The following is a 19,081-nucleotide window of genomic DNA, read 5'->3' as shown; positions in this document are numbered from 1 at the left end:
ATGAAGGCCGCGCGCGGATACCACCAGCCATCATGACCGCGGCGATAGCCATGGCGCTTTTCGCGGTAACCACGGTGACCATTCCAGCGGCGCTCGCGCCTGTTGTCATAATGTGAGCGACGCTCGTAGCGATCATATCGATCACGGCGATCATGGCGTCTCTCGGCGCGGTGCTTGCGCTTTTCGCGATACTGCGCCTTTTCGACGAGAGAGGTGACCTGAACCTGTGATGGCGCAACAGGTGCTGCGTAAGATGACACCACCGAAGTAAAGCCGATAATGACGGCTACAACACCGGCACCAATCGCTGAGATTATTCGTTTCATGAATGCTCCTTGAATTCCACAACCTATGAGTGCGCCTTCACTCATGAACGGAGTGTGAACGATCGGTTATTATTCAAGGATACGGCTTAGCGTTTCTTTTTACGCTTGGAGGTTTCGGCCTTGGTTTCGAAAAGATCCGTGCCGTTTTCACTCTTATTTACTTCAATAGCCGGGATTTCAGCGTTTTCCGCTGGCTTTGCCTTTGGCGTCGCCTTGCTTTCCGGCGGAGTTTTCGTGTCGCTTGTCTTTTGTGCGAATTTTATCGCCATTTACCTGATCTCCTTGCCGGTATGTGAGGACATAACGTGACATCCGTCGCATGCCTATCACGCAACAGCCGGATGATCGCGTTAATTCGCAATCTTTCAGCGTCTTTGTTGAGGAAATACCGTTGCCTGGCCGGGCATTCTATTGGGTAATTATGCTGCACCTGCTCAGAAATGCACCTTCAATGATTATAATTTCACCGCAATGCATAGCAGCTATGCATTTATAGCGATTGTTGCGCTGCAAAAAGAGGCTTATGTAGCAATCAGTCATCGCGGTACTCCTCCCATTTTGCCGCGATGGCTGTTCCCCTCTGGAGGTTTTTAACCTTCACAATTCAGGCCGGGCTTTTTAGTCCGGCTCTTTTTTTGCCCGTAATTCAAGATCGCATACAAAATTTATACAATAATCATTCACCTTGTTTCGGAAAGGTTTCTTCATGGCTAAAGCCTATGCTTGCCCATGAATGCTGAAAGGTGGAAATGCGGTTTTATAATCTCTGGTCGACACGATTTGCAGGTCTGTCGCCGGTAATGCAAGTTTTGGTCATGGTAGTGATTGGCACTGTGCTGGCAGATGCCATGGCTGCAGCGTTCTTTTTGCTTGGCGGTTACAACCGGCTCGATAAGACAATTTATCTCACAACCCTCATTGTCCTCACTGTCGGCGGGCCTCTTTGCGCGTTTCTCGTCAGTTGGAATCACCGGTTGAAACAAATGACCGGTGAGTTGGATACAGCCTTTCGCAAGGACGGGATGACAGGGCTCTTCACCCGGCATGAGTTTTACCTGCGCGTGGACCATTTCATTCAGTCCGGCAATCCCGTTTTGAGTGCAGGCGCTATTCTCTACGTCGATGTCGATCACTTTAAACAGGTCAATGACCGATACGGACATGCGCTGGGAGACGACATCCTTTTGGATATCGGCATATTAATTCGTGGAATGATGGGGCGCCGCGACGTTGGCGCACGCTTTGGCGGCGAGGAGTTTGCCGTTTTTCTCGCCGATGCGGATTATGGCCAGGCGGCCTGGGTTGCCAACAGGATACTTGCCGGCTGCCGGGCTGTTACGCGGCGCGCAGGCGAGCGCGATGTATCGGTCACCGTCAGTATTGGCGTCGCATTTCACACGTCCGGCCAAACTCTCGAGCAGCTTGTTGATAGTGCTGACCAATGTCTTTTTCAGGCAAAGGAACAGGGGCGCGACCGTATTGTCTATGGCCCTTCCAGTTGAGAGCCGCCTTGAGTGACTTGAATTAACCGCAGACTCCCATCATCTTGCAGGGCAGCTATCTCCTTCCGAAAAATCTCCCGAGGTACGATCATGAGCCATTTGTTCCAGCCATTGCGTTTGGGTACGCTAGACCTTTCAAACCGCATTATCATTGCTCCCATGTGCCAATATTCATCCGAAGGCGGCAACGCAGCGGATTGGCATATGATGCATCTGGGCAATCTCGCTTTGTCAGGCGCGGGCTTGTTGATCACCGAAGCAACCGCCGTGACCCCGGAAGGGCGCATATCCTACAAGGACCTTGGACTTTATAACGACAACAACGAAGCTGCTCTCGCCCGAGTATTGCTGGCGATAAGGGAACATTCGCCCATGCCAGTCGCGATACAACTGGCCCATGCGGGACGCAAGGCATCGGTTGATCTGCCCTGGAAGGGCGGCAAACAAATAGCACCCGATCATGCGGATGGCTGGAAAACCGAAGCACCATCAGCAATTCCTTATCTGGATGAATATGATGCACCCGTCGCATTGGACAAGGCTGGGCTTGCGCGCATTCGTGATGCCTTCGCAACTGCTGCCGAGCGTTCCGCCCGGCTGGGAATAGATGGCATTGAGGTGCACGGCGCCCATGGCTATCTACTGCACGAATTCCTTTCACCGCTTTCTAACAAGCGTGAGGATGAGTATGGCGGCAGCCTGGAAAATCGCATGCGCTTTCCGCTTGAAGTATTTGAAGCGGTTCGTTCGGCCTTCCCTGCCGATAGGCCCGTATGGATCCGTGTTTCAGCAACCGATTGGGTTGAAGGAGGATGGGATGCCGATATGACCGTAACTTTTGCCAAGGCGCTGGAGAAACTTGGTTGTGCGGCGATCCATGTGTCGAGTGGTGGTCTCTCACCCTTGCAGCAAATGATGCTGAGCCCTGGCTATCAGGTCAATCTTGCTCGAAAGATCAAGGCGGAAACCGGGATGACAACTATTGCTGTGGGTCTGATCAACGAAGCGGAACATGCCGAGGCGATTGTCGCCAATGGAGATGCGGATGCGATCGGACTTGCCCGCGCAATTCTCTATAACCCGCGCTGGCCATGGCACGCAGCAGCCAAACTCGGTGCCCAGACATTTGCACCACCGCAATATCTGCGCTGCCAGCCCCGTGCTTACCCGAAACTGTTCGCCCACACAGATTAAAGCCTTTTTTGTTCAAATAGAATCGTTCCGCGGGGATCGGCTTGGAAGGCTGTCCCCGGCTTTCGTATAGTGCTGGTGCTTGTCCTCATACATTAGCAGATCAGCCCTTTTGGCAACGGCTTCCAGCTTTTCTCCCATTGCGCTCGTCGCCCATCCAATTGAGACCTTCAACACAATGTTCGAATAATACTGGTTGTTGATCTCGATCAGGCTGCGTATTTCATCGACCATGCTGGCTACACCGAGCTCATCGATTGATGGCAGGAGCACCGCAAATTCGTCACCGCCTATGCGTGCCGCATAGGAAGGAGACTTTACTGCTTCGCCGAGCACCTCGCCCATGCGCCGCAACAGGCCATCGCCAACCCCATGGCCCCACTGATCATTAACGGCTTTCAGACCGTTGAGGTCCAGGATGATGATGGAAACCGGGAAAAATTCGCGTCGCTCAAGCCGGTTCAACTCGTCGACATAGAATGCACGATTGTGCAACTTCGTCAGCACGTCATGCTTGCCCAGATATTCCAGATAGGCTTCCGCTTTCTTGCGCGCGGTAATATCCGTCAGTGAAATCTGAACCAGCGACCAATCCTGTTCATGTCCCGGCAGGACTGAAAACTGCAGAAGAACATGACGCTCCGTACCATCGAGCGCGTAGTTCACTGTCTCGCGAGTGTGAAACAGATTGCCGTTCCATAATTCTATGAGTTGCTCGCGAAAATGGGTGTTCATGACGTCGCGAAAAACGTCCGGCAGACGGCGCAGCAATGTCATTTTGTCCGGAGCCAGAAAAAGCTTCAGCGTTTCGCGATTAACATCAATGACGCGGATTTCACTGGCACACTGCCCGACAAACTCCGGATGAACGTCTGTAAATATCCGAAAATCCGTTATGCCCCGGTCGCGCACTTCATCCAGCAGCTTCTTTATGCGGCTGAAATCCTCGACCCATAATGAAACGGGAGAATGTTCGAACAGCCCTTCTGCATATTGCTTGCTGGCAACCTGCTGACGGCGCGCATCTTCCCGGTCCGTAACATCCTCGATGGAAAGCAGAACACGTTCCCAGGTCTGTTCGTAGCCAGGCAGTATCGCACCTCGCAACTGAATATCCAGCCGCCCTCCCGACAAAGTATAGTTGACCGTATTACTGGAGAACTCTGTCTCTCCATTCCACAGCGCTGCCAGTTCCTGAACATGGGACTGAAGCATGTCATCGCGGAAGATGGAGCCAAGATTGGCTGTCAGGCTTTCGAAACTTTCTGCCTGAAAAAGCGAAAGCGTCTTCCTGTTGACCTTGAGAACACGGATTCGACGCGAACATTCGCGAATACGCGCAACATCTTCCAGCAGGTAGGCTTTGACGTCCGTAATACCGGCCTTGCGCCACGTTTCGAAAAGAGTCCGGACATCGCTGAAATCTTCCAGCCACAATGAAATAGGCGCGAGATCGAATGTATCGCTCTCGGTACTTTGATCAATATGGTCGTTCATTGCAGTTTGGACTCTTGGGCTTTGAGGAGCGTTCTGCTTGGGTAGACCCGGCGCTTTGCACCGGGTCTACAGGGTCCGACGATGGCTATTGGCCGTCGATCTGTGCACCCATGATGGCGATTGCCTGCTGATAGACGCTCGCGGCATTCCATCCTTGAATAGCCGAATAATTAGGCTGTCCGGGCTGATATCCAGCACCCTTTTGCCATCCATGACCGCGCAGGAAGTTTGCCGTGGAAGCCAGTGCATCGGCCTTGGAACGCACCATGTCGATGCGGCCATTGCCGTCACCATCGGCTCCATACTTCAACACGTTGAGCGGCAGGAACTGGGTCTGGCCGATTTCGCCATGCATTGCGCCCTTTGCATCGGGAGAAAGGGTACCATTGTCGACGAGTTGCAGCGCTGCATTCAGATGCGGGCGGAAATAGTCAGGACGGCGGCAGTCATAGGCAAGTGTAGCGACTGCGGAAAGCGTATTCTGGCTGCCAAGATAAGCGCCGAAGCCTGTTTCCATGCCCCATATGGCCAAAAGAGGACCTGCAGGCACGCCATAGCGCTGTTCAATTCGATCAAACAATGCCGCGTTCTGGGCTTTCTGCTTCTTGCCACGGGAGACAATTGTCTGCGCGCCACGGACCTGCATGAATTTGTCGAGCGAATATTTGAAGCTCTTCATATTCCGGTCGGCATTGATCGTCTTGCTGGCATAAGTAACATTGTCCAGCGCCCGGATGCCACGGCTGCCAATACCCTGCGCCTGTGCTTCCTGCTTGTACTGCTGAATCCATTCGGGGAAACCAGACGAATTGTTGCCACATTGAGCGGCCGCATGCGCTGTACCGGCCAAGCCGAGAAGAGCGGTCGCTACGCCCGCAAAAAATCTGCTTTTGGCAACAAATGCCATGGATATCTCCTTAAAAGTTGAATCGTCTCATGCCTATCTGCCACTTTTCACGTGTCCTGTCATCTGGGTGAATTGCACCATAGCCCCGGAAATGACGCTTGTTTCGGCGGTTTTCAGGCGGTTTTGGCTAAAAGCACACACTTTTGGTCCAAGCACAGACTGTTTCTTGGGCCGCACAAAGTACAATCCTTGGTTGTGCTTGCGGGGTTTTTCGCTTCTGGATCTTGTACTAATTGATAAGGGTCTGACTGCTTTTCAGTGTGATAATCTATTCTGATAACCGCGAGTTCATCGTATTTTTGTATATACAATAATTATTGACCAAAGCGATTTTTGTGAGTAGGCTGGAATGGGACGAAGAAAAGAACCGAAGCAACCAGCGAAAGCATGGTGTGGCCTTCGCCAAAGCTTACGACTTTGAGTTTAGCATGTAGATGACAGGGAGTTTTATGGTGAAGAGCGCATTGTCGCGCTGGGATTTATTGGCGGTACACTTTTTACCCTGACCTACACGGAGCGTGGGGAGAAAATTAGGGTTATTTCGCTTCGAAAATCAACAAAAACGGAAATGGTGAAATATGCACAAAACTATGACTGAGGAAGAGCGCAAGGTTCACCGTGCCCGTATACAACGCGCTATGGATAGCATTACGCGTGAAGAAGATGCCGCTCTGACAAAGGCTGCTCTTGATGATCCTGATACCGTATTGATCACGTCTTTGACCAAACGCCGCCCCGGCCGTCCCATTGCCGCTGCGCCCAAGATGCCGGTTTCCATCCGCCTCAGCCCCGACGTGCTCGACTATTACCGCTCAACCGGTCCCGGCTGGCAAAGCCGTATTGATGAAACCTTGCGCAAAGCAGCCGGGTTGAAAAAGAACGCCTGAGCGCCAGTTGGAGCCAAACATCTTGACTCCGCCTCCTATTTCCTGTTTAAGCCGCGCATCAATCCGCGACGAGCAATAAACTCCGAGCAGCCAACCGGGACCCCGCAAGGGTTCAAACGATCCCGGAGGTCAACACCCGACAGCGCGTTGCGCCCTCGGGTGTCATTTTGCTTGTGGCTCTTTGCCATGGCGCGGTTGGTACTTATCTTTCGGGGAACGGTCTTCGAAGGGATAAAGGAAAGTTTGAATGTTCGAGAGCTTACAGGAACGCTTAGGTTCTATTTTGAACGGCCTTACAGGCCGTGGCGCGCTATCGGATGCCGATGTTTCGGCAGCCCTGCGCGAAGTGCGCCGTGCGCTGCTCGAAGCTGACGTTGCGCTCGATGTCGTCCGCTCTTTTACTGACAAGGTTCGTGCCAAGGCTGTCGGCGCAGATATTCTGAAAAGCATCAAGCCCGGCCAGATGGTCGTCAAGATCGTCCATGACGAACTGGTGGACATGCTGGGCGCCGAAGGCGTCACCATTGATCTGAACGCCCCGGCTCCGGTTGTCATCATGATGGTTGGTCTGCAGGGTTCCGGTAAAACCACAACAACCGGCAAGATCGGCAAGCGCCTTACAGAACGTTCCAAGAAGAAAGTTCTGCTTGCTTCGCTCGATACGCGTCGTCCTGCCGCCCAGGAACAGCTGCGTCAGCTTGGTGTTCAGACTGGCGTCGATACGTTGCCGATCATCGCTGGTCAGACACCTGTAGAGATCGCCGCGCGCGCCGTACAGGCTGCCAAGCTCGGCGGCCATGATGTCGTCATTCTCGATACTGCTGGCCGAACCCATATTGACGAGCCGCTTATGCTCGAAATGGCCGACATCAAAAAGAAGGCCAATCCGCACGAAATCCTGCTGGTGGCCGATGCGCTGACCGGTCAGGATGCTGTTAATCTTGCCCGCTCCTTCGATGAGCGCGTTGGTATTACCGGTCTTGTTCTTACCCGTATGGATGGCGATGGACGCGGCGGTGCTGCTCTCTCCATGCGTGCTGTCACCGGCAAGCCCATCAAGCTGATCGCCACCGGCGAAAAGATGGATGCGCTGGAGGAGTTTTATCCCCGCCGTATTGCTGATCGTATTCTCGGCATGGGCGACATTGTTTCGCTGGTCGAAAAAGCTGCTGAAAACATCGATGCGGAAAAAGCCGCTGCGATGGCCAAGAAGATGCAGTCCGGCAAATTCGATCTGAATGATCTGGCGGACCAGATTGGCCAGATGCAGAAGATGGGCGGCATGGGTGGCATCATGGGAATGATGCCCGGCATGGGCAAGATGAAGGATCAGATGGCCGCTGCCGGTCTTGACGACTCCATCTTCAAACGCCAGCTCGCAATCATTTCCTCCATGACCAAGGCCGAACGCAGCAATCCCGATATGCTCAAGCATTCGCGCAAGCAGCGTATTGCCAAAGGTTCCGGCACCAATGCCGCCGATATCAATAAGCTTCTGAAAATGCATCGCCAGATGGCGGACATGATGAAGTCGATGGGCAAGGGCAAAGGCGGCATGATGAAGCAGATGATGGGCGGTCTCGGCGCCAAGATGGGCCTTGGCGGGCTCGGCGGCATGGGAGGAATGCCCGATCTGTCGAAAATGGATCCCAAGCAGCTTGAAGCCTTGCAGAAACAGGCTGAGGCAGCAGGTTTTGGTAAGGGCGGCGGACTACCGGGCGGACTTGGTGGTCTTCCAGGTGGCCTCGGCGGTCCAGGCGGATTACCCCGGCTTCCAGGGCTCGGTGGCGGCGGTCTGCCCGGCTTTCCAAAGAAGAAAGGCTGATCATGAGCTCATCATCCCTGCCAAAAGAATTGCTCGAACTGCGCGCATCCATCGACAATATCGATGCCGCGTTGATCCACATGCTCGCAGAGCGCTTTCGCTGCACCAAGGCGGTTGGCGTTCTCAAGGCGAAGAACGGTCTGGCTCCGGCTGACCCGAACCGCGAAAAACAACAGGTCGAACGACTGCGCACTCTGGCGCTGTCTGCCGACCTCGACCCCGATTTTGCCGAGAAGTTCCTGAACTTCATCGTCAAGGAAGTGATCAGGCATCACGAAACAACAGCTGCCAAAGAAAACGGCAGCTAAGCAATCCCAGGAAAAGCGAATTTCGGTTTTCCATCAGGAATTGCGGCAACAGAAAAGAAAGCTAGGAGACTAACAATGCCATTGAAAATCCGTCTGGCCCGTGCAGGGTCGAAGAAGCGCCCTTACTACCACGTCGTCGTTGCTGACGTCCGTTCGCCACGCGACGGCCGTTTCATCGAAAACGTCGGCTCATGGAACCCGATGCTCCCCAAGGATGGCGATCGCGTCAAGCTTGATGCAGAGCGTATCAACTACTGGATCGGTCACGGCGCACAGCCAACAGACCGCGTTCTTCGCTTCCTTGATCAGGCTGGTATCGCCAAGCGCGACACCCGCAGCAATCCTGAAAAGGCACTGCCAGGCAAGAAGGCGCAGGAACGCGTTGCTATGGCCAAGCAGGCTGAAGAAGATGCGAAGGCAAAGGCTGCCGCTGAAGCAGAAGCCGCTGAAGCTGCCAAGGCCGCTGCCGCCGAAGCTGCTGCTGCACCTGCAGAAACACCTGCCGAAGAAGAAGCTGCCAGCTAATCGGCAGTTTCACTTATTGAATGCAAACGGGTGGCCTTGTGCCGCCCGTTTTGCTTTCGGCGCATGAATTGTCTTCATTCAAATTGCGACGCGTCGGCTGGCGGCGGATGTAAGCCCTTTCCAATGACCCGGCGTTATGCCGAAGGTCTTCTTGAAGTGCCGTGTAAAATGGGCTTGGTCGGCAAATCCGGAACTCACTGCCACATCGGCAAGATTGGCACCTTTCGATAGCCACGCCTTGGCTTTGTCCAGACGACGCATCAGGAGATAACGATGCGGGCTTGTGCCAAGAAGACAGCGAAAATGTCTGGCCAGCGTATATCGATCAAGACCACAGATTGCTTCCAGTTCTCCAGATGAAACAACGCGGTCGCAATTGTCCTGGAGAAATTCACGGCATAGCAGAACCGCTTTTACCGCAATTCGGTTCGATGTGCGCGATTGTTGGCCGGAATGACGACCAAGTCCTTCAGCGAACCGCCCGATAAGATCGTCAAGCTGAAGGTCATCCAACCTTGTTTCAATCTGACAAAGAGCCTCGGAGAGACAGCGTTGGAATGTTACATCCGAAATCACAGGATCGGCGACGAATGGCAGGGAACGCAATGTATCCGCCGCTTCGATAAGGCGTTCCGGCGGGAGATACAGCATCCGGTAGCTCAGGCCACTATCGGTTCCGGCCGCACCATCATGCACTTCATCGGGATGGAGAATGATAATATTGCCTGGCAGACTGAAGCGCGAAGCGCCGCGATATCGGAAGGTCTGAACGCCTGAAAGGGTTAATCCAAGCGCATAGGTGTCATGCCGGTGTGGTTCGAAACCCTGGCCAGAGAAACGGGCTTCAATCCTTTCAATACCTCGGGAGGGCGGCGCCTGAAGGATTCCATCGCTCCCCGTGTTGCACAAACGTACAAGACCCTCAGTTCCCCCGACTGCTATGGCCGACGTTTCAGCATATCCACGAATGGAGTTTGATTTCATGTCTGATACCAAGATTGTTATCGTTCTGCGCGATGACCTTGCCACTTGGCAAAAGCTCAATGTAGCAGCCTTTCTGACAAGCGGCATTACGGCCCAGTATCCGGCCATCATTGGCGAACCATATAGGGATGGCGCGGGAAATGTCTATAATGCGATGGCAATCCAGCCCATGGTGGTGCTGGCTGCAGATCAAGAGACGCTGCGGAAAATTCACAGACGTTCACTTGAACGCAACATAACCACCTCAGCCTATGTCGAGGAGATGTTTGCAACCGGCAATGACGTTGCCAACCGCGAAATGTTCGGCCGTTTCGAACCAGACAATGCCAAGCTGGTGGGAATCGCATTGCGGGGTGAAAAAAGAGCTGTCGACAAAATCACCAAGGGAGCAATCATGCACCCTTAATGCCGGTCACCCCGAGACCAGACCTTCCCACGCCGCCATCGCAGCTTGGGCGGTCTTGGTCAATTGCTCCAATGTGGCTCCATCACGCGCCGTAATCGACATGCCGTGCTGCACGGTTGCATAGAATTCAGCCACTTGCTGAAGGTCGACGGAAGCTGCAATTTCACCCTCACGCACGCCGCGCTCCAGCCTTCCGCGCAATAATGTTACATTGTCGAGCCTGCGCTCGCGCAATAGAGAGCACGGCGTGCCCACGGCCTCGTCACCATGCAGCGCACCGAGCACCACCATGCATCCATGCGGCTGGTCGGGGTCCGTATGCGATATTGCGGTTTGCATGAGGAAGTCGGCAACGCCTTCCTTTGCGGTGGCTGCATTGGGCAAGGCGTTCTTTATGCGCTGCCCAATCTTGTTGGTATAAAGCTCCACGGCCTCCTTGAAGAGATCGGCTTTGCTGCCAAATGCCGCGTAAAGGCTGGGCGCATTGATTTCCATTGCCGCCGTCAGGTCAGCCATTGAGGCGCTCTCATAGCCCCGTTTCCAGAAAACCTGCATCGCGCGCTCAAGCGCAGCATCGCGGTCAAATGCGCGCGGACGGCCTTTCGCTGACATGATGGAATCCTTTCTATAGTGATCGATACATAAATCACTTGACCTCTGGATGCAACCGTGACAAGCATTATGTATCGATCATTACATAAAAGGAAATACCATGTCGCGTCTCGAGAATAAAGTAGCGTTCATCACTGGCGGAAGCCGGGGAATGGGTGCAGCCATTGCGCTTAAACTGGCACAGGATGGGGCAGATATTGCCATCACCTATACCAGCGCCGCAGCAAAAGCCGATGAAACTGTCAAGGCTATCGAGAAGCTAGGCCGCCGCGCCCTCGCCATCAAAGCGGATAACCTTGATGTTAAGGCCCTCGAAAACGCTGTTAACGAAGCCCACGCCAAGCTTGGCCGTCTCGATATCCTCGTCAATAATGCGGGCGTCTACACCATGGACACCGTAGACCAGCTGGAACTGGCTGAATTTGACCGGGTTATGTCCATTCACGTCCGCGCCAGCTTCGTCGCCTCAAAGGCCGCAGCAGTGCATATGGGCGCCGGCGGCCGCATCATTTCCATCGGCAGCAATCTTGCCGAGATCGTTCCCTCCGCCGGGCTGATCGCCTATTCCACCAGCAAGGCGGCACTCATTGGCCTGACTAAAGCGCTTGCGCGGGATCTTGGCCCGCGGGAAATCACAGCCAATATCGTCCACCCGGGTTCTACCGATACGGATATGAATCCCGCAAATGGCGATCATGCGGAAGTCCAACGCGCCCGAATGGCGATCCCGAAATTTGGCGAAGCGAAGGATATTGCCGGACTGGTAGCCTTTCTCGCAGGTGAAGAGGGCCGCTTCATCACGGGGTCAAGCTTCGTCATTGATGGCGGCGCAAATATCTGATTTGCCGCCGCTCTAATATGCCGCTATCTCTCCGCGCTAAAGAGAGATAGCGGCGTCACCATCCTAGAACATACTGCTTTGCGCAGTAATCGGGTGAAACACCGGGCTTCCGGAAATACCCGCAGCTACGCGGTGTTCCAGATCCAGCAAATAGCGTTTGCGATGTTTGCCCCCGCCATATCCGGTCAGGGCGCCGTCGGCTCCGATCACGCGGTGGCAGGGAATAATAATCGCCAAACGGTTTTGTCCATTGGCCGCCCCGACTGCCCGGCTCGCATTCGGCCTTCCGAGATCGCCAGCGATACGGCCATAGGTGCGGGTTTCTCCGTAGGGAATATCTTGCAGCGCCGTCCAGACCTGTTTTTGGAAAGGCATGGCTGGCAACACCAAAGGTGTTTCAAACTTTGTCAATTCCCCATCGAAATAGGCGTCCAATTCTGCTTGTGTCTGTTCAAGTACGGCATTGCTTCCCGAGGCAATCGAATAGCCGTAGCGTTGCTGCAACTCTTTCAACTCATAAGGCAGGATCGGCCGGTCGTGAAATTCCAGCAGAACCAGGGCTTCGCCGGTAGCCATGGCAATCATTGGACCGATCTTGGTATGGATGGATTTGCTAAGCAGCAGTTTGGACATAGGCGCGCTCCGACTCAGCTTAAGAATAGCTGCGAATGTTCCAGAGCCAATCCGTTTCTTGCTCGATAGCTATTGGCGCGCGGCTATGGTCAAAATCGCCCCGGCATCAGCCAGAGCCTGGGCTATATCCGCGGGCGGCTCCCGATCCGTCACCAACTCGTCAAACCCATCGAAACCGCACACTTTGACCAATCCGCGCCGCCCGAATTTTGTGGCATCGGAAATCGCCAGTTTGCGGGCGCCCCGCGAAAGCACGGTACGCGCAAATTCTGCCTCCTCCAGATCATAGTCCATAATGCCGCCCGAGGCATCGATTGCGCCTATGGAAATGACGGCGTGATTGACACTGAACCGGTTGACAAATTCCATTGCGGATACTCCGAACGCAGCACCACTATCGCTGCGCAATTCCCCGCCGGCCATGAAAACCCTGTTTCCGTTAACCGTTGCCAGAGTGCGGGCAATATCGGACGAATTGGTAATCACCGTCAGATTGCGATGCTGCAGAAGTTGACGGGCGAGAAAGCTTGTCGTTGTTCCAGTATCCAGCATGATGGATTCGCCATTCTGGATGGTGCGCGCCACATAATGCGCGATCACACGCTTTGCATCGGCATTCTCTCGCATACGCAGCTCAAATGGCGCCTCTCCAAGGTGGAGCGGCAGGCCTATTGCTCCATGGACGCGGGTAATTGCGCCCTCATCATATAAGGGCTTCACGTCACGCCGGATTGTTTCAAGAGAAACACCCAGCTTCAAGGCAAGATCGGCAATCGAAATTGTCCCCTCATCTTGCAAAAGGCGTTTAATTTCACCGCGCCGTTTCGAACTCATGACCGAACCTTTGACGAAAACGTAAGAATACAGGCATAAATATCACAGAATTTCATATTACCAGTCACAAAAACCACAAAATCCCACATAATTCTGTTGACAGACGTCTTGGGATGCGGGAACCTGCCTGGACAAATAAGAAGCGTGGTTAGACAGGCTCATCGTGAGGGGAAGCATCCTCAAATAATAAAAAGCAGTTAGTGGGATGCTACGCAGTACATCTTGAATAGCCGTTCTGTTCATGGAGAGCTCACAATCCCATGAAACAAGTTCGTTGCTCATGATGAGTCTGCCTGACTGCACTTTGCGCTCCGTCAGCGAGCAATGAGGAGCGGATGCATAGCATGAAATCTGTGACAAGCCTTGCCGATAACAGGCTAGCGGAATCGCGGATTGCCGCCTTGCCCTTGTGGAAAGGCGATATAAGCATTGCCCTGCTTAAGGGAGGCATCAGCAATGAAAGCTATGTGGTCGAGGACGATACGGGCAAGTATGTGGTTCGTTTCGGCACGGATTATCCTTTTCATCATGTATTTCGCACCCGCGAGGCAATGACGGCGCAGGCGGCACATCGCGCTGGCTTCGCGCCTGAGCTGTTCCACGCGGAAGATGGCATTATGGTCACCGCCTTCCTTGGTGCGAAAACATGGAATGCCGATGATGTGCGGGCAAACATCCCACGTATTGCCCGGCTCATCCGGCAGTTTCACACCAGCATGCCGGAATATATCCAAGGGCCCGGCTTCATGTTCTGGGCATTTCATGTAATTCGCGATTATGCCCGTACGCTCGAAGTCGGTAAAAGCCGGTTCGTCTCTGAGCTTCCCTCCTATCTCGAAATAGCCGAGGAAATGGAAGCCGTACAAAAACCGCTGCCTATTATCTTCAGCCATAATGACCTGTTGCCCGCCAATATTCTCGATGATGGCGAGCGGCTGTGGCTGATTGATTTTGAATATGCAGGGTTCTCTACAGCGATGTTTGATCTTGCAGGCCTCGCATCAAATGCCGGACTTGACGGCGAAGAATCCAATGCCTTGCTCGAGGCCTATTTCAGTGGTCCGCCGGACCCTGAAATCCAGCGTTCTCACGCAGCGATGCAATGCGCTTCTCTGCTGCGCGAAGCCATGTGGAGCATGGTTTCAGAACTTCATCTCAGCGCACCGGGCGTTGATTACGCCGCCTATACGGCTGAAAACCTGCTTCGGCTCGACCAGGCAATGGAGAGGTATCGGACAAGTTATGGATAAATTCCAAACTGCAATCCTAGTTGTGCGTGGTTCGACGCGGCTCACCATGATGGTTTGCTTGCAGGGCGTGAAGTGCACAACGCTGGCGGCTCTCGTTGCAACACTTTGACCTTCCTCATGGTGAGCCCTCCTGAGCTTATCGAAGGACGAACCACGCAATATCGATATGCAATAAACAGCAGAGTGCTCACATCATGACCCTTCCTTCCCACGCTCAAATTGTCATCATTGGCGGCGGCATTATTGGCTGCTCCACAGCCTACCATCTTGCCAAGGATCACAAGGCTGATGTTATTCTGCTCGAAATGGGTCAGCTGACATCCGGGTCCACATGGCATGCCGCTGGCCTGGTCGGTCAACTGCGCTCCTCGGCATCCATAACGCGCGTTCTCAAATACTCCGTTGATCTGTACAAGCGGCTTGCTGCGGAAACGGGACTTGAGACCGGGTGGAAAATGACCGGGTGCCTTCGGCTTGCCACCAATCAGGACCGCTGGACCGAATACAAGCGGCTTAAAACCACGGCTGGCAGCTTCGGTATGGATATGGAGCTTTTATCGCCGAAAGAAGTCAAGGCAATGTGGCCACTTTTGAATGTCGATGATCTCGTCGGTGCGAGCTGGTTGCCAACGGATGGGCAGGCCAGTCCTTCGGATATCACGCAGTCGCTGGCCAAGGGCGCGCGGATGAATGGCGCCAGGATTATCGAGAACATAAGGGTTACCGGCTTCGAAATGGACGGCGACAGGATCATGAAGGTCAAGACGGACCAGGGTGATATTGCTTGCGAAAAAGTCATTAATTGCGCCGGGCAATGGGCTCGGCAGGTCGGGGATATGGCAGGTATCAACGTGCCTTTGCAGCCGGTAAAACACCAATATATTATCACTGAAAAGATCGAAGGGCTTGCTGCCGACGCGCCGACATTGCGTGATCCGGATCGGCGCACTTACTTCAAGGAAGAGGTCGGCGGACTGGTTATGGGCGGCTATGAGCCCAATCCGCAAAGCTGGATGACAGGCGACGTGCCCAATGACTGGCAGTTCCGCTTGTTTGATGATGATTTCGATCATTTTGAGCAACATATGCTTCAAGCCATTGAACGCATTCCGGCGCTGGAAACGGCAGGCGTCAAGCAAATGATCAACGGACCGGAAAGCTTCACTCCGGATGGCAATTTCATCCTTGGTGTCGCACCGGAATGCTCGAATATGTTTGTTGGCGCTGGCTTCAATGCTTTCGGCATTGCCTCCGGCGGTGGTGCAGGCTGGGTTCTGGCGCAATGGGCGATCGATGGGGAAGCACCGCTCGATCTGTGGGCCGTCGATATTCGCCGCTTCTCCAATCTTCATCGCAATCGGGTTTGGGTACGGGACAGGACGCTGGAAGCCTATGGCAAGCATTACACAATCGGCTTCCCGCATGAGGAATATGTCTCTGGCCGTCCCGCTATTGTTTCGCCGCTTTATGAACGTTTGAAAAAGTATCGCGCCGTCTTTGGTTCAAAACTTGGCTGGGAGCGCCCCAACTGGTTTGCGCCGGAAGGCGCGCCTTCCGAAGACGTCTATTCTATGGGTCGCCAGAACTGGTTTGACGCCGTGGGCGAAGAACACCGGCTGGTCCGGGAAAAGGTGGGCATTTTCGACCAATCATCCTTTGCCAAGTTTGAACTTTCAGGCAAGGACGCCGCCAAGGCTCTGGATTACATTTGCGCCAATGATGTTTCCAGGCCCGCAGGCCGCCTCACCTATACCCAGCTCCTCAATACCAGAGGCGGCATTGAGTGCGATCTGACTGTCGCGCGGCTTGCCGAAGACAAGTTCTACATCGTCACCGGAACGGGTTTCCGCACCCACGATTTTGCCTGGATCAGGGATCATATCGGCCAAGATCTCGACGCAGAACTTACCGACATAACTGAAGATTACGGGACGCTTTCGCTTATGGGCCCAATGGCCCGGAAGGTGTTGGCAAAGGTTACCAGTGCCGATGTCAGCAACAACGCTTTTCCGTTCGGTCATGTTCGCGAAATTGAAATAGCCGGAACGATTATTCGTGCATTGCGCATCACCTATGTCGGCGAGCTCGGCTGGGAATTACATGTACCGCTTGCTGCAACCGGAGCGGTATTCGACGCACTCATGTCAGCGGGCGAAGAGTTCGGTATCCGGCCTGTCGGATACCGCGCCATTGAATCGCTCCGCCTCGAAAAAGGGTACCGAGCCTGGGGCTCGGATATTACACCCAATGATTCCCCTTTTGAGGCCGGACTTGGCTGGGCGGTCAAGCTCCGCAAGAATACCGATTTTATCGGCCGCGCTCCCAGCGAAGCCATCAATGCCAAACCGCTGAAGAAATGCCTTGCGGCTTTTACCGTCTTAGACAGCAATGTTGTGCTGCTTGGCCGTGAAACAATATTGCGCAACGGAGTCTTTGCCGGATACCTCACCAGCGGCGGCTTCGGATATACGATCGGAAAACCGGTCGGATATGGGTATGTGCGAAATGATGAAGGCGTTACCGGCGACTTCCTTCGGGAGGGCAAATATGAACTCATCATTGCCAATGAACGTTTCGCGGCAGAGTTGCACATCGAACCGCTTTACGACCCGCAGAACGTGAAAGTGAAAGCCTGAACGGAAATTTCACCTCGTTCTTTCCGAGCCCGCAATAAAATTCGGATCAGTTCAACGCTCTTCCGGCGTTTTTCGAGGAGAATTTCCTCAAATGGCAGACCATGGCTGGAGTTTCACCGATTTTTCCCGAAGAATCGTCGATTCTTACCCAATTTTTGCTATTTGTTGGTGTGTTTTGGTTGTGCTCGGTAGCAATGTTCATGCGGGGTTGACTTTCCCTTGCCGCGGAGCCAAATGACGCCATGCAGGGTCCGCATTCCGCGCCTGCTTGTTTTAACCAGGAATCTACTTCCATGCCCAACGACGACAGTAGTCGATTGTTTGCGCCGTCAGCGGTGATCCTGGCCTGATTTGAAATCAGCTCGCCTTGATCCCCCTTGACGGCGGATCGACGGAAAGGCGAGTAAAATGAACAACATCCTCGTACATCAGGATGCGGTAAACGCAGACCTGAACATCACGCAGCGCCTCGCATCCATGCATGCAGCCGATGCGATCGAGCTTCTCAATGAACTAGAACTTACTGATATCATTGATACTTTCAATGATATGCCGCTTGAACATGCCGTGCTTATTCTTGATCAACCCGAGCTGCATTCAGCACCGGCAATCATCAAGAGTCTGCCTGCCGCCAAAGCCCGGGACATTCTTGATGAGATGTCAATTGATCGGGTTACCGACATTTTTCAGGAATTCGGACCAGAAGACCGGGCGCGTCTTGCTGCTGGTCTCGGGCCTGAAACCACCGCTGCGCTTCGCAAACTCCTGCGGTACCCACCCCATACGGCGGGTAGCCTGATGACGACGGAGTTTGTCAGCGTGCCATCCAGCTGGACCGTTGCGCAAACCCTGCAGCATATCCGCGAGGTAGAGCGTTCCCGCGAAACAATATATGCGATCTATGTTATTGATCCTGCAACGAAAGTTTTGCTTCGCACTGTAGCATTGCGTCGGCTGATCAGCAGTGAGCCCGAGGCTTCCATATTGAGCGTTGGGCGCGATGTTGCTCCTGTCGTGGTTACCCCGCTGACCGATCAGGAAGATGTTGCACGTCTATTCCGCAAGCACGATCTTTTGGCCGTGCCAGTTGTGACCGACAACAATCAAGTAATTGGAATCGTTACTGTTGATGACGTCATTGATACCATGACGCAGGAGATGACTGAGGATACTCTGAAGTTTGGCGGCATGGAGGCTTTGAACAAGCCTTACATGCAAATCGGCTTCTTTCAGATGATCCATAAGCGTGCCGGTTGGCTCGGGATTTTGCTCCTGGGCGAAATGTTAACGGCCAGCGCCATGCAGCATTTCGAGGGTGAACTGGAAAAGGCTGTTGTTTTAACACTGTTTATTCCTCTGATCATGAGTTCCGGCGGTAATTCCGGTTCTCAGGCTACGTCCCTGCTTATCCGTGCCTTGGCCTTGCAGGACCTGCGGCTGAAGGATTGGTGGAGGGTCGCCCTGCGCGAAATACCAACCGGACTGGTGCTCGGATCATTCTTGGGCTTGATCGGCGTTGCACGTATTGCCGCTTGGCAAATGCTTGGTCTTTATGATTACGGCCAGCATTGGCAATTGGTTGCCGCCACTGTCGGCGCTGCGCTGGTCGGTATCGTGACCTTCGGCTCGCTCGTCGGTTCGATGCTGCCTTTTGCTATGCAAAGGCTTGGTTTTGACCCGGCAAGTGCTTCTGCACCTTTTGTCGCAACGCTCGTCGATGTCACGGGTTTGGTGATTTATTTCAGCATTGCGCTGGTTATCCTGTCCGGAACCTTGCTCTAAAAAGACAGGCGGAATGCGATCTGGGCGGCATATTCCTGTGCCGCCCCCTTTCGCAATTGCGAAAAAACATGTATGGAGCGCGCAAATGTAAAGCGTCGCATGCAATTTTGCGTCCACAATCCTCCAAAGAGAACC

General features: G+C 53.8%; 19 protein-coding genes and 1 pseudogene. 12 read left to right on the top strand and 8 right to left on the bottom strand.

Annotated features, from left to right (window positions below):
• Positions 1 to 2: 2 nt before the first annotated feature.
• Together ACTJI9_RS12480 and ACTJI9_RS12475 are read right to left on the bottom strand one after the other, a co-directional pair.
• A pseudogene (locus tag ACTJI9_RS12480) lies at positions 3 to 86 on the bottom strand (BA14K family protein); the annotation flags it as partial.
• A gap of 326 nt (positions 87 to 412) precedes the next feature.
• Entirely contained in the window at positions 413 to 595 is a 183-nt protein-coding gene (locus ACTJI9_RS12475; protein WP_440808340.1) for a hypothetical protein, read from the bottom strand.
• Between the two features lie 480 nt (positions 596 to 1,075).
• Between ACTJI9_RS12475 and ACTJI9_RS12470 the strand changes: the two genes are divergently transcribed.
• Both ACTJI9_RS12470 and ACTJI9_RS12465 read left to right on the top strand, forming a co-directional pair.
• Positions 1,076 to 1,828, top strand: a complete 753-nt coding sequence (locus ACTJI9_RS12470; RefSeq protein ID WP_440808337.1) for a GGDEF domain-containing protein — start codon at positions 1,076 to 1,078, stop codon at positions 1,826 to 1,828.
• A 90-nt stretch (positions 1,829 to 1,918) separates the two neighbouring features.
• Positions 1,919 to 3,022, top strand: a complete 1,104-nt coding sequence (locus tag ACTJI9_RS12465; RefSeq protein ID WP_115054373.1) for an oxidoreductase — start codon at positions 1,919 to 1,921, stop codon at positions 3,020 to 3,022.
• Between the two features lie 12 nt (positions 3,023 to 3,034).
• Here the strand turns inward: ACTJI9_RS12465 and ACTJI9_RS12460 are convergent, their stop codons facing one another.
• Together ACTJI9_RS12460 and ACTJI9_RS12455 are read right to left on the bottom strand one after the other, a co-directional pair.
• Positions 3,035 to 4,516 carry a sensor domain-containing diguanylate cyclase gene (locus ACTJI9_RS12460; RefSeq protein ID WP_307281180.1) on the bottom strand — a complete coding sequence of 494 codons (1,482 nt, stop codon included), beginning with the start codon at positions 4,514 to 4,516 and terminating at the stop codon, positions 3,035 to 3,037.
• Positions 4,517 to 4,601: 85 nt separating this feature from the next.
• A complete protein-coding gene (locus ACTJI9_RS12455; RefSeq protein WP_115054375.1) occupies positions 4,602 to 5,423 on the bottom strand; it encodes a lytic murein transglycosylase in 822 nt (273 codons plus the stop codon).
• A gap of 463 nt (positions 5,424 to 5,886) precedes the next feature.
• Here ACTJI9_RS12455 and ACTJI9_RS12450 point away from each other — a divergent pair, with 463 nt between their 5' ends.
• From ACTJI9_RS12450 to rpsP, 5 genes are all read left to right on the top strand, one after another.
• A complete protein-coding gene (locus tag ACTJI9_RS12450; RefSeq protein ID WP_440808482.1) occupies positions 5,887 to 6,021 on the top strand; it encodes a BrnT family toxin in 135 nt (44 codons plus the stop codon).
• Complete coding sequence (locus ACTJI9_RS12445; protein ID WP_440808332.1) at positions 6,002 to 6,310, top strand: BrnA antitoxin family protein; 309 nt, start codon at positions 6,002 to 6,004, stop codon at positions 6,308 to 6,310. Before ACTJI9_RS12450 ends, ACTJI9_RS12445 begins: the two co-directional genes overlap by 20 nt.
• Positions 6,311 to 6,557: 247 nt before the next feature.
• Positions 6,558 to 8,135, top strand: a complete 1,578-nt coding sequence (gene ffh / locus ACTJI9_RS12440; protein WP_336440388.1) for a signal recognition particle protein — start codon at positions 6,558 to 6,560, stop codon at positions 8,133 to 8,135.
• Between the two features lie 2 nt (positions 8,136 to 8,137).
• A complete protein-coding gene (locus ACTJI9_RS12435; RefSeq protein WP_115054378.1) occupies positions 8,138 to 8,443 on the top strand; it encodes a chorismate mutase in 306 nt (101 codons plus the stop codon).
• Positions 8,444 to 8,518: 75 nt separating this feature from the next.
• Positions 8,519 to 8,968, top strand: a complete 450-nt coding sequence (gene rpsP / locus ACTJI9_RS12430; protein WP_115054379.1) for a 30S ribosomal protein S16 — start codon at positions 8,519 to 8,521, stop codon at positions 8,966 to 8,968.
• Between the two features lie 78 nt (positions 8,969 to 9,046).
• On the opposite strand, the gene ACTJI9_RS12425 is transcribed toward rpsP, so the two are convergent.
• Positions 9,047 to 9,952 carry an AraC family transcriptional regulator gene (locus tag ACTJI9_RS12425; RefSeq protein ID WP_440808328.1) on the bottom strand — a complete coding sequence of 302 codons (906 nt, stop codon included), beginning with the start codon at positions 9,950 to 9,952 and terminating at the stop codon, positions 9,047 to 9,049.
• Between ACTJI9_RS12425 and ACTJI9_RS12420 the strand changes: the two genes are divergently transcribed.
• Positions 9,951 to 10,358 (top strand): DUF2000 family protein, encoded by a 408-nt coding sequence (locus tag ACTJI9_RS12420; protein ID WP_440808327.1) that lies wholly within the window; start codon positions 9,951 to 9,953, stop codon positions 10,356 to 10,358. The two genes, ACTJI9_RS12425 and ACTJI9_RS12420, sit on opposite strands and share 2 nt — an antisense overlap.
• Before the next feature lie 6 nt (positions 10,359 to 10,364).
• Here ACTJI9_RS12420 and ACTJI9_RS12415 read toward each other — a convergent pair whose 3' ends face one another.
• A complete protein-coding gene (locus ACTJI9_RS12415) occupies positions 10,365 to 10,970 on the bottom strand; it encodes a TetR/AcrR family transcriptional regulator (protein WP_440808324.1) in 606 nt (201 codons plus the stop codon).
• A gap of 100 nt (positions 10,971 to 11,070) precedes the next feature.
• On the opposite strand from ACTJI9_RS12415, the gene ACTJI9_RS12410 reads away from it, so the two are divergent.
• Complete coding sequence (locus tag ACTJI9_RS12410) at positions 11,071 to 11,811, top strand: 3-oxoacyl-ACP reductase family protein (RefSeq protein ID WP_115054383.1); 741 nt, start codon at positions 11,071 to 11,073, stop codon at positions 11,809 to 11,811.
• A 63-nt stretch (positions 11,812 to 11,874) separates the two neighbouring features.
• Here ACTJI9_RS12410 and ACTJI9_RS12405 read toward each other — a convergent pair whose 3' ends face one another.
• Positions 11,875 to 12,444 (bottom strand): methylated-DNA--[protein]-cysteine S-methyltransferase, encoded by a 570-nt coding sequence (locus ACTJI9_RS12405; protein WP_354343227.1) that lies wholly within the window; start codon positions 12,442 to 12,444, stop codon positions 11,875 to 11,877.
• 69 nt (positions 12,445 to 12,513) lie between these two features.
• The gene (locus ACTJI9_RS12400; protein WP_307281202.1) at positions 12,514 to 13,278 is read right to left on the bottom strand and encodes a DeoR/GlpR family DNA-binding transcription regulator; all 765 of its coding nucleotides are present in this window, start codon (positions 13,276 to 13,278) and stop codon (positions 12,514 to 12,516) included.
• A 344-nt stretch (positions 13,279 to 13,622) separates the two neighbouring features.
• Here ACTJI9_RS12400 and ACTJI9_RS12395 point away from each other — a divergent pair, with 344 nt between their 5' ends.
• The 3 genes from ACTJI9_RS12395 to mgtE all read left to right on the top strand — a co-directional run bounded on the left by ACTJI9_RS12395 (position 13,623) and on the right by mgtE (position 18,946).
• Positions 13,623 to 14,528 carry a phosphotransferase gene (locus ACTJI9_RS12395; protein WP_440808320.1) on the top strand — a complete coding sequence of 302 codons (906 nt, stop codon included), beginning with the start codon at positions 13,623 to 13,625 and terminating at the stop codon, positions 14,526 to 14,528.
• Positions 14,529 to 14,722: 194 nt separating this feature from the next.
• Entirely contained in the window at positions 14,723 to 17,164 is a 2,442-nt protein-coding gene (locus tag ACTJI9_RS12390; protein ID WP_440808317.1) for a GcvT family protein, read from the top strand.
• A gap of 408 nt (positions 17,165 to 17,572) precedes the next feature.
• Positions 17,573 to 18,946 carry a magnesium transporter gene (gene mgtE, locus ACTJI9_RS12385; RefSeq protein ID WP_440808314.1) on the top strand — a complete coding sequence of 458 codons (1,374 nt, stop codon included), beginning with the start codon at positions 17,573 to 17,575 and terminating at the stop codon, positions 18,944 to 18,946.
• Positions 18,947 to 19,081 lie beyond the last annotated feature (135 nt).

It is taken from the genome of Phyllobacterium sp. 22552 (assembly GCF_052044585.1).
Classification (GTDB): domain Bacteria; phylum Pseudomonadota; class Alphaproteobacteria; order Rhizobiales; family Rhizobiaceae; genus Phyllobacterium; species Phyllobacterium ifriqiyense.
Note: the sequence above shows the minus strand (reverse complement) of the source record. Positions and strands in the feature narration are given on the sequence as shown.

Excerpts from the sequence above, each read along its gene's own strand:
- ACTJI9_RS12475 (WP_440808340.1), bottom strand. The coding sequence starts at position 595 with ATGGCGATAAAATTCGCACAAAAGACAAGCGACACGAAAACTCCGCCG.
- ACTJI9_RS12470 (WP_440808337.1), top strand. The coding sequence starts at position 1,076 with ATGCGGTTTTATAATCTCTGGTCGACACGATTTGCAGGTCTGTCGCCG.
- ACTJI9_RS12465 (WP_115054373.1), top strand. The coding sequence starts at position 1,919 with ATGAGCCATTTGTTCCAGCCATTGCGTTTGGGTACGCTAGACCTTTCA.
- ACTJI9_RS12460 (WP_307281180.1), bottom strand. The coding sequence starts at position 4,516 with ATGAACGACCATATTGATCAAAGTACCGAGAGCGATACATTCGATCTC.
- ACTJI9_RS12455 (WP_115054375.1), bottom strand. The coding sequence starts at position 5,423 with ATGGCATTTGTTGCCAAAAGCAGATTTTTTGCGGGCGTAGCGACCGCT.
- ACTJI9_RS12445 (WP_440808332.1), top strand. The coding sequence starts at position 6,002 with ATGCACAAAACTATGACTGAGGAAGAGCGCAAGGTTCACCGTGCCCGT.
- ffh (WP_336440388.1), top strand. The coding sequence starts at position 6,558 with ATGTTCGAGAGCTTACAGGAACGCTTAGGTTCTATTTTGAACGGCCTT.
- ACTJI9_RS12435 (WP_115054378.1), top strand. The coding sequence starts at position 8,138 with ATGAGCTCATCATCCCTGCCAAAAGAATTGCTCGAACTGCGCGCATCC.
- rpsP (WP_115054379.1), top strand. The coding sequence starts at position 8,519 with ATGCCATTGAAAATCCGTCTGGCCCGTGCAGGGTCGAAGAAGCGCCCT.
- ACTJI9_RS12420 (WP_440808327.1), top strand. The coding sequence starts at position 9,951 with ATGTCTGATACCAAGATTGTTATCGTTCTGCGCGATGACCTTGCCACT.
- ACTJI9_RS12425 (WP_440808328.1), bottom strand. The coding sequence starts at position 9,952 with ATGAAATCAAACTCCATTCGTGGATATGCTGAAACGTCGGCCATAGCA.
- ACTJI9_RS12415 (WP_440808324.1), bottom strand. The coding sequence starts at position 10,970 with ATGTCAGCGAAAGGCCGTCCGCGCGCATTTGACCGCGATGCTGCGCTT.
- ACTJI9_RS12410 (WP_115054383.1), top strand. The coding sequence starts at position 11,071 with ATGTCGCGTCTCGAGAATAAAGTAGCGTTCATCACTGGCGGAAGCCGG.
- ACTJI9_RS12405 (WP_354343227.1), bottom strand. The coding sequence starts at position 12,444 with ATGTCCAAACTGCTGCTTAGCAAATCCATCCATACCAAGATCGGTCCA.
- ACTJI9_RS12400 (WP_307281202.1), bottom strand. The coding sequence starts at position 13,278 with ATGAGTTCGAAACGGCGCGGTGAAATTAAACGCCTTTTGCAAGATGAG.
- ACTJI9_RS12395 (WP_440808320.1), top strand. The coding sequence starts at position 13,623 with ATGAAATCTGTGACAAGCCTTGCCGATAACAGGCTAGCGGAATCGCGG.
- ACTJI9_RS12390 (WP_440808317.1), top strand. The coding sequence starts at position 14,723 with ATGACCCTTCCTTCCCACGCTCAAATTGTCATCATTGGCGGCGGCATT.
- mgtE (WP_440808314.1), top strand. The coding sequence starts at position 17,573 with ATGAACAACATCCTCGTACATCAGGATGCGGTAAACGCAGACCTGAAC.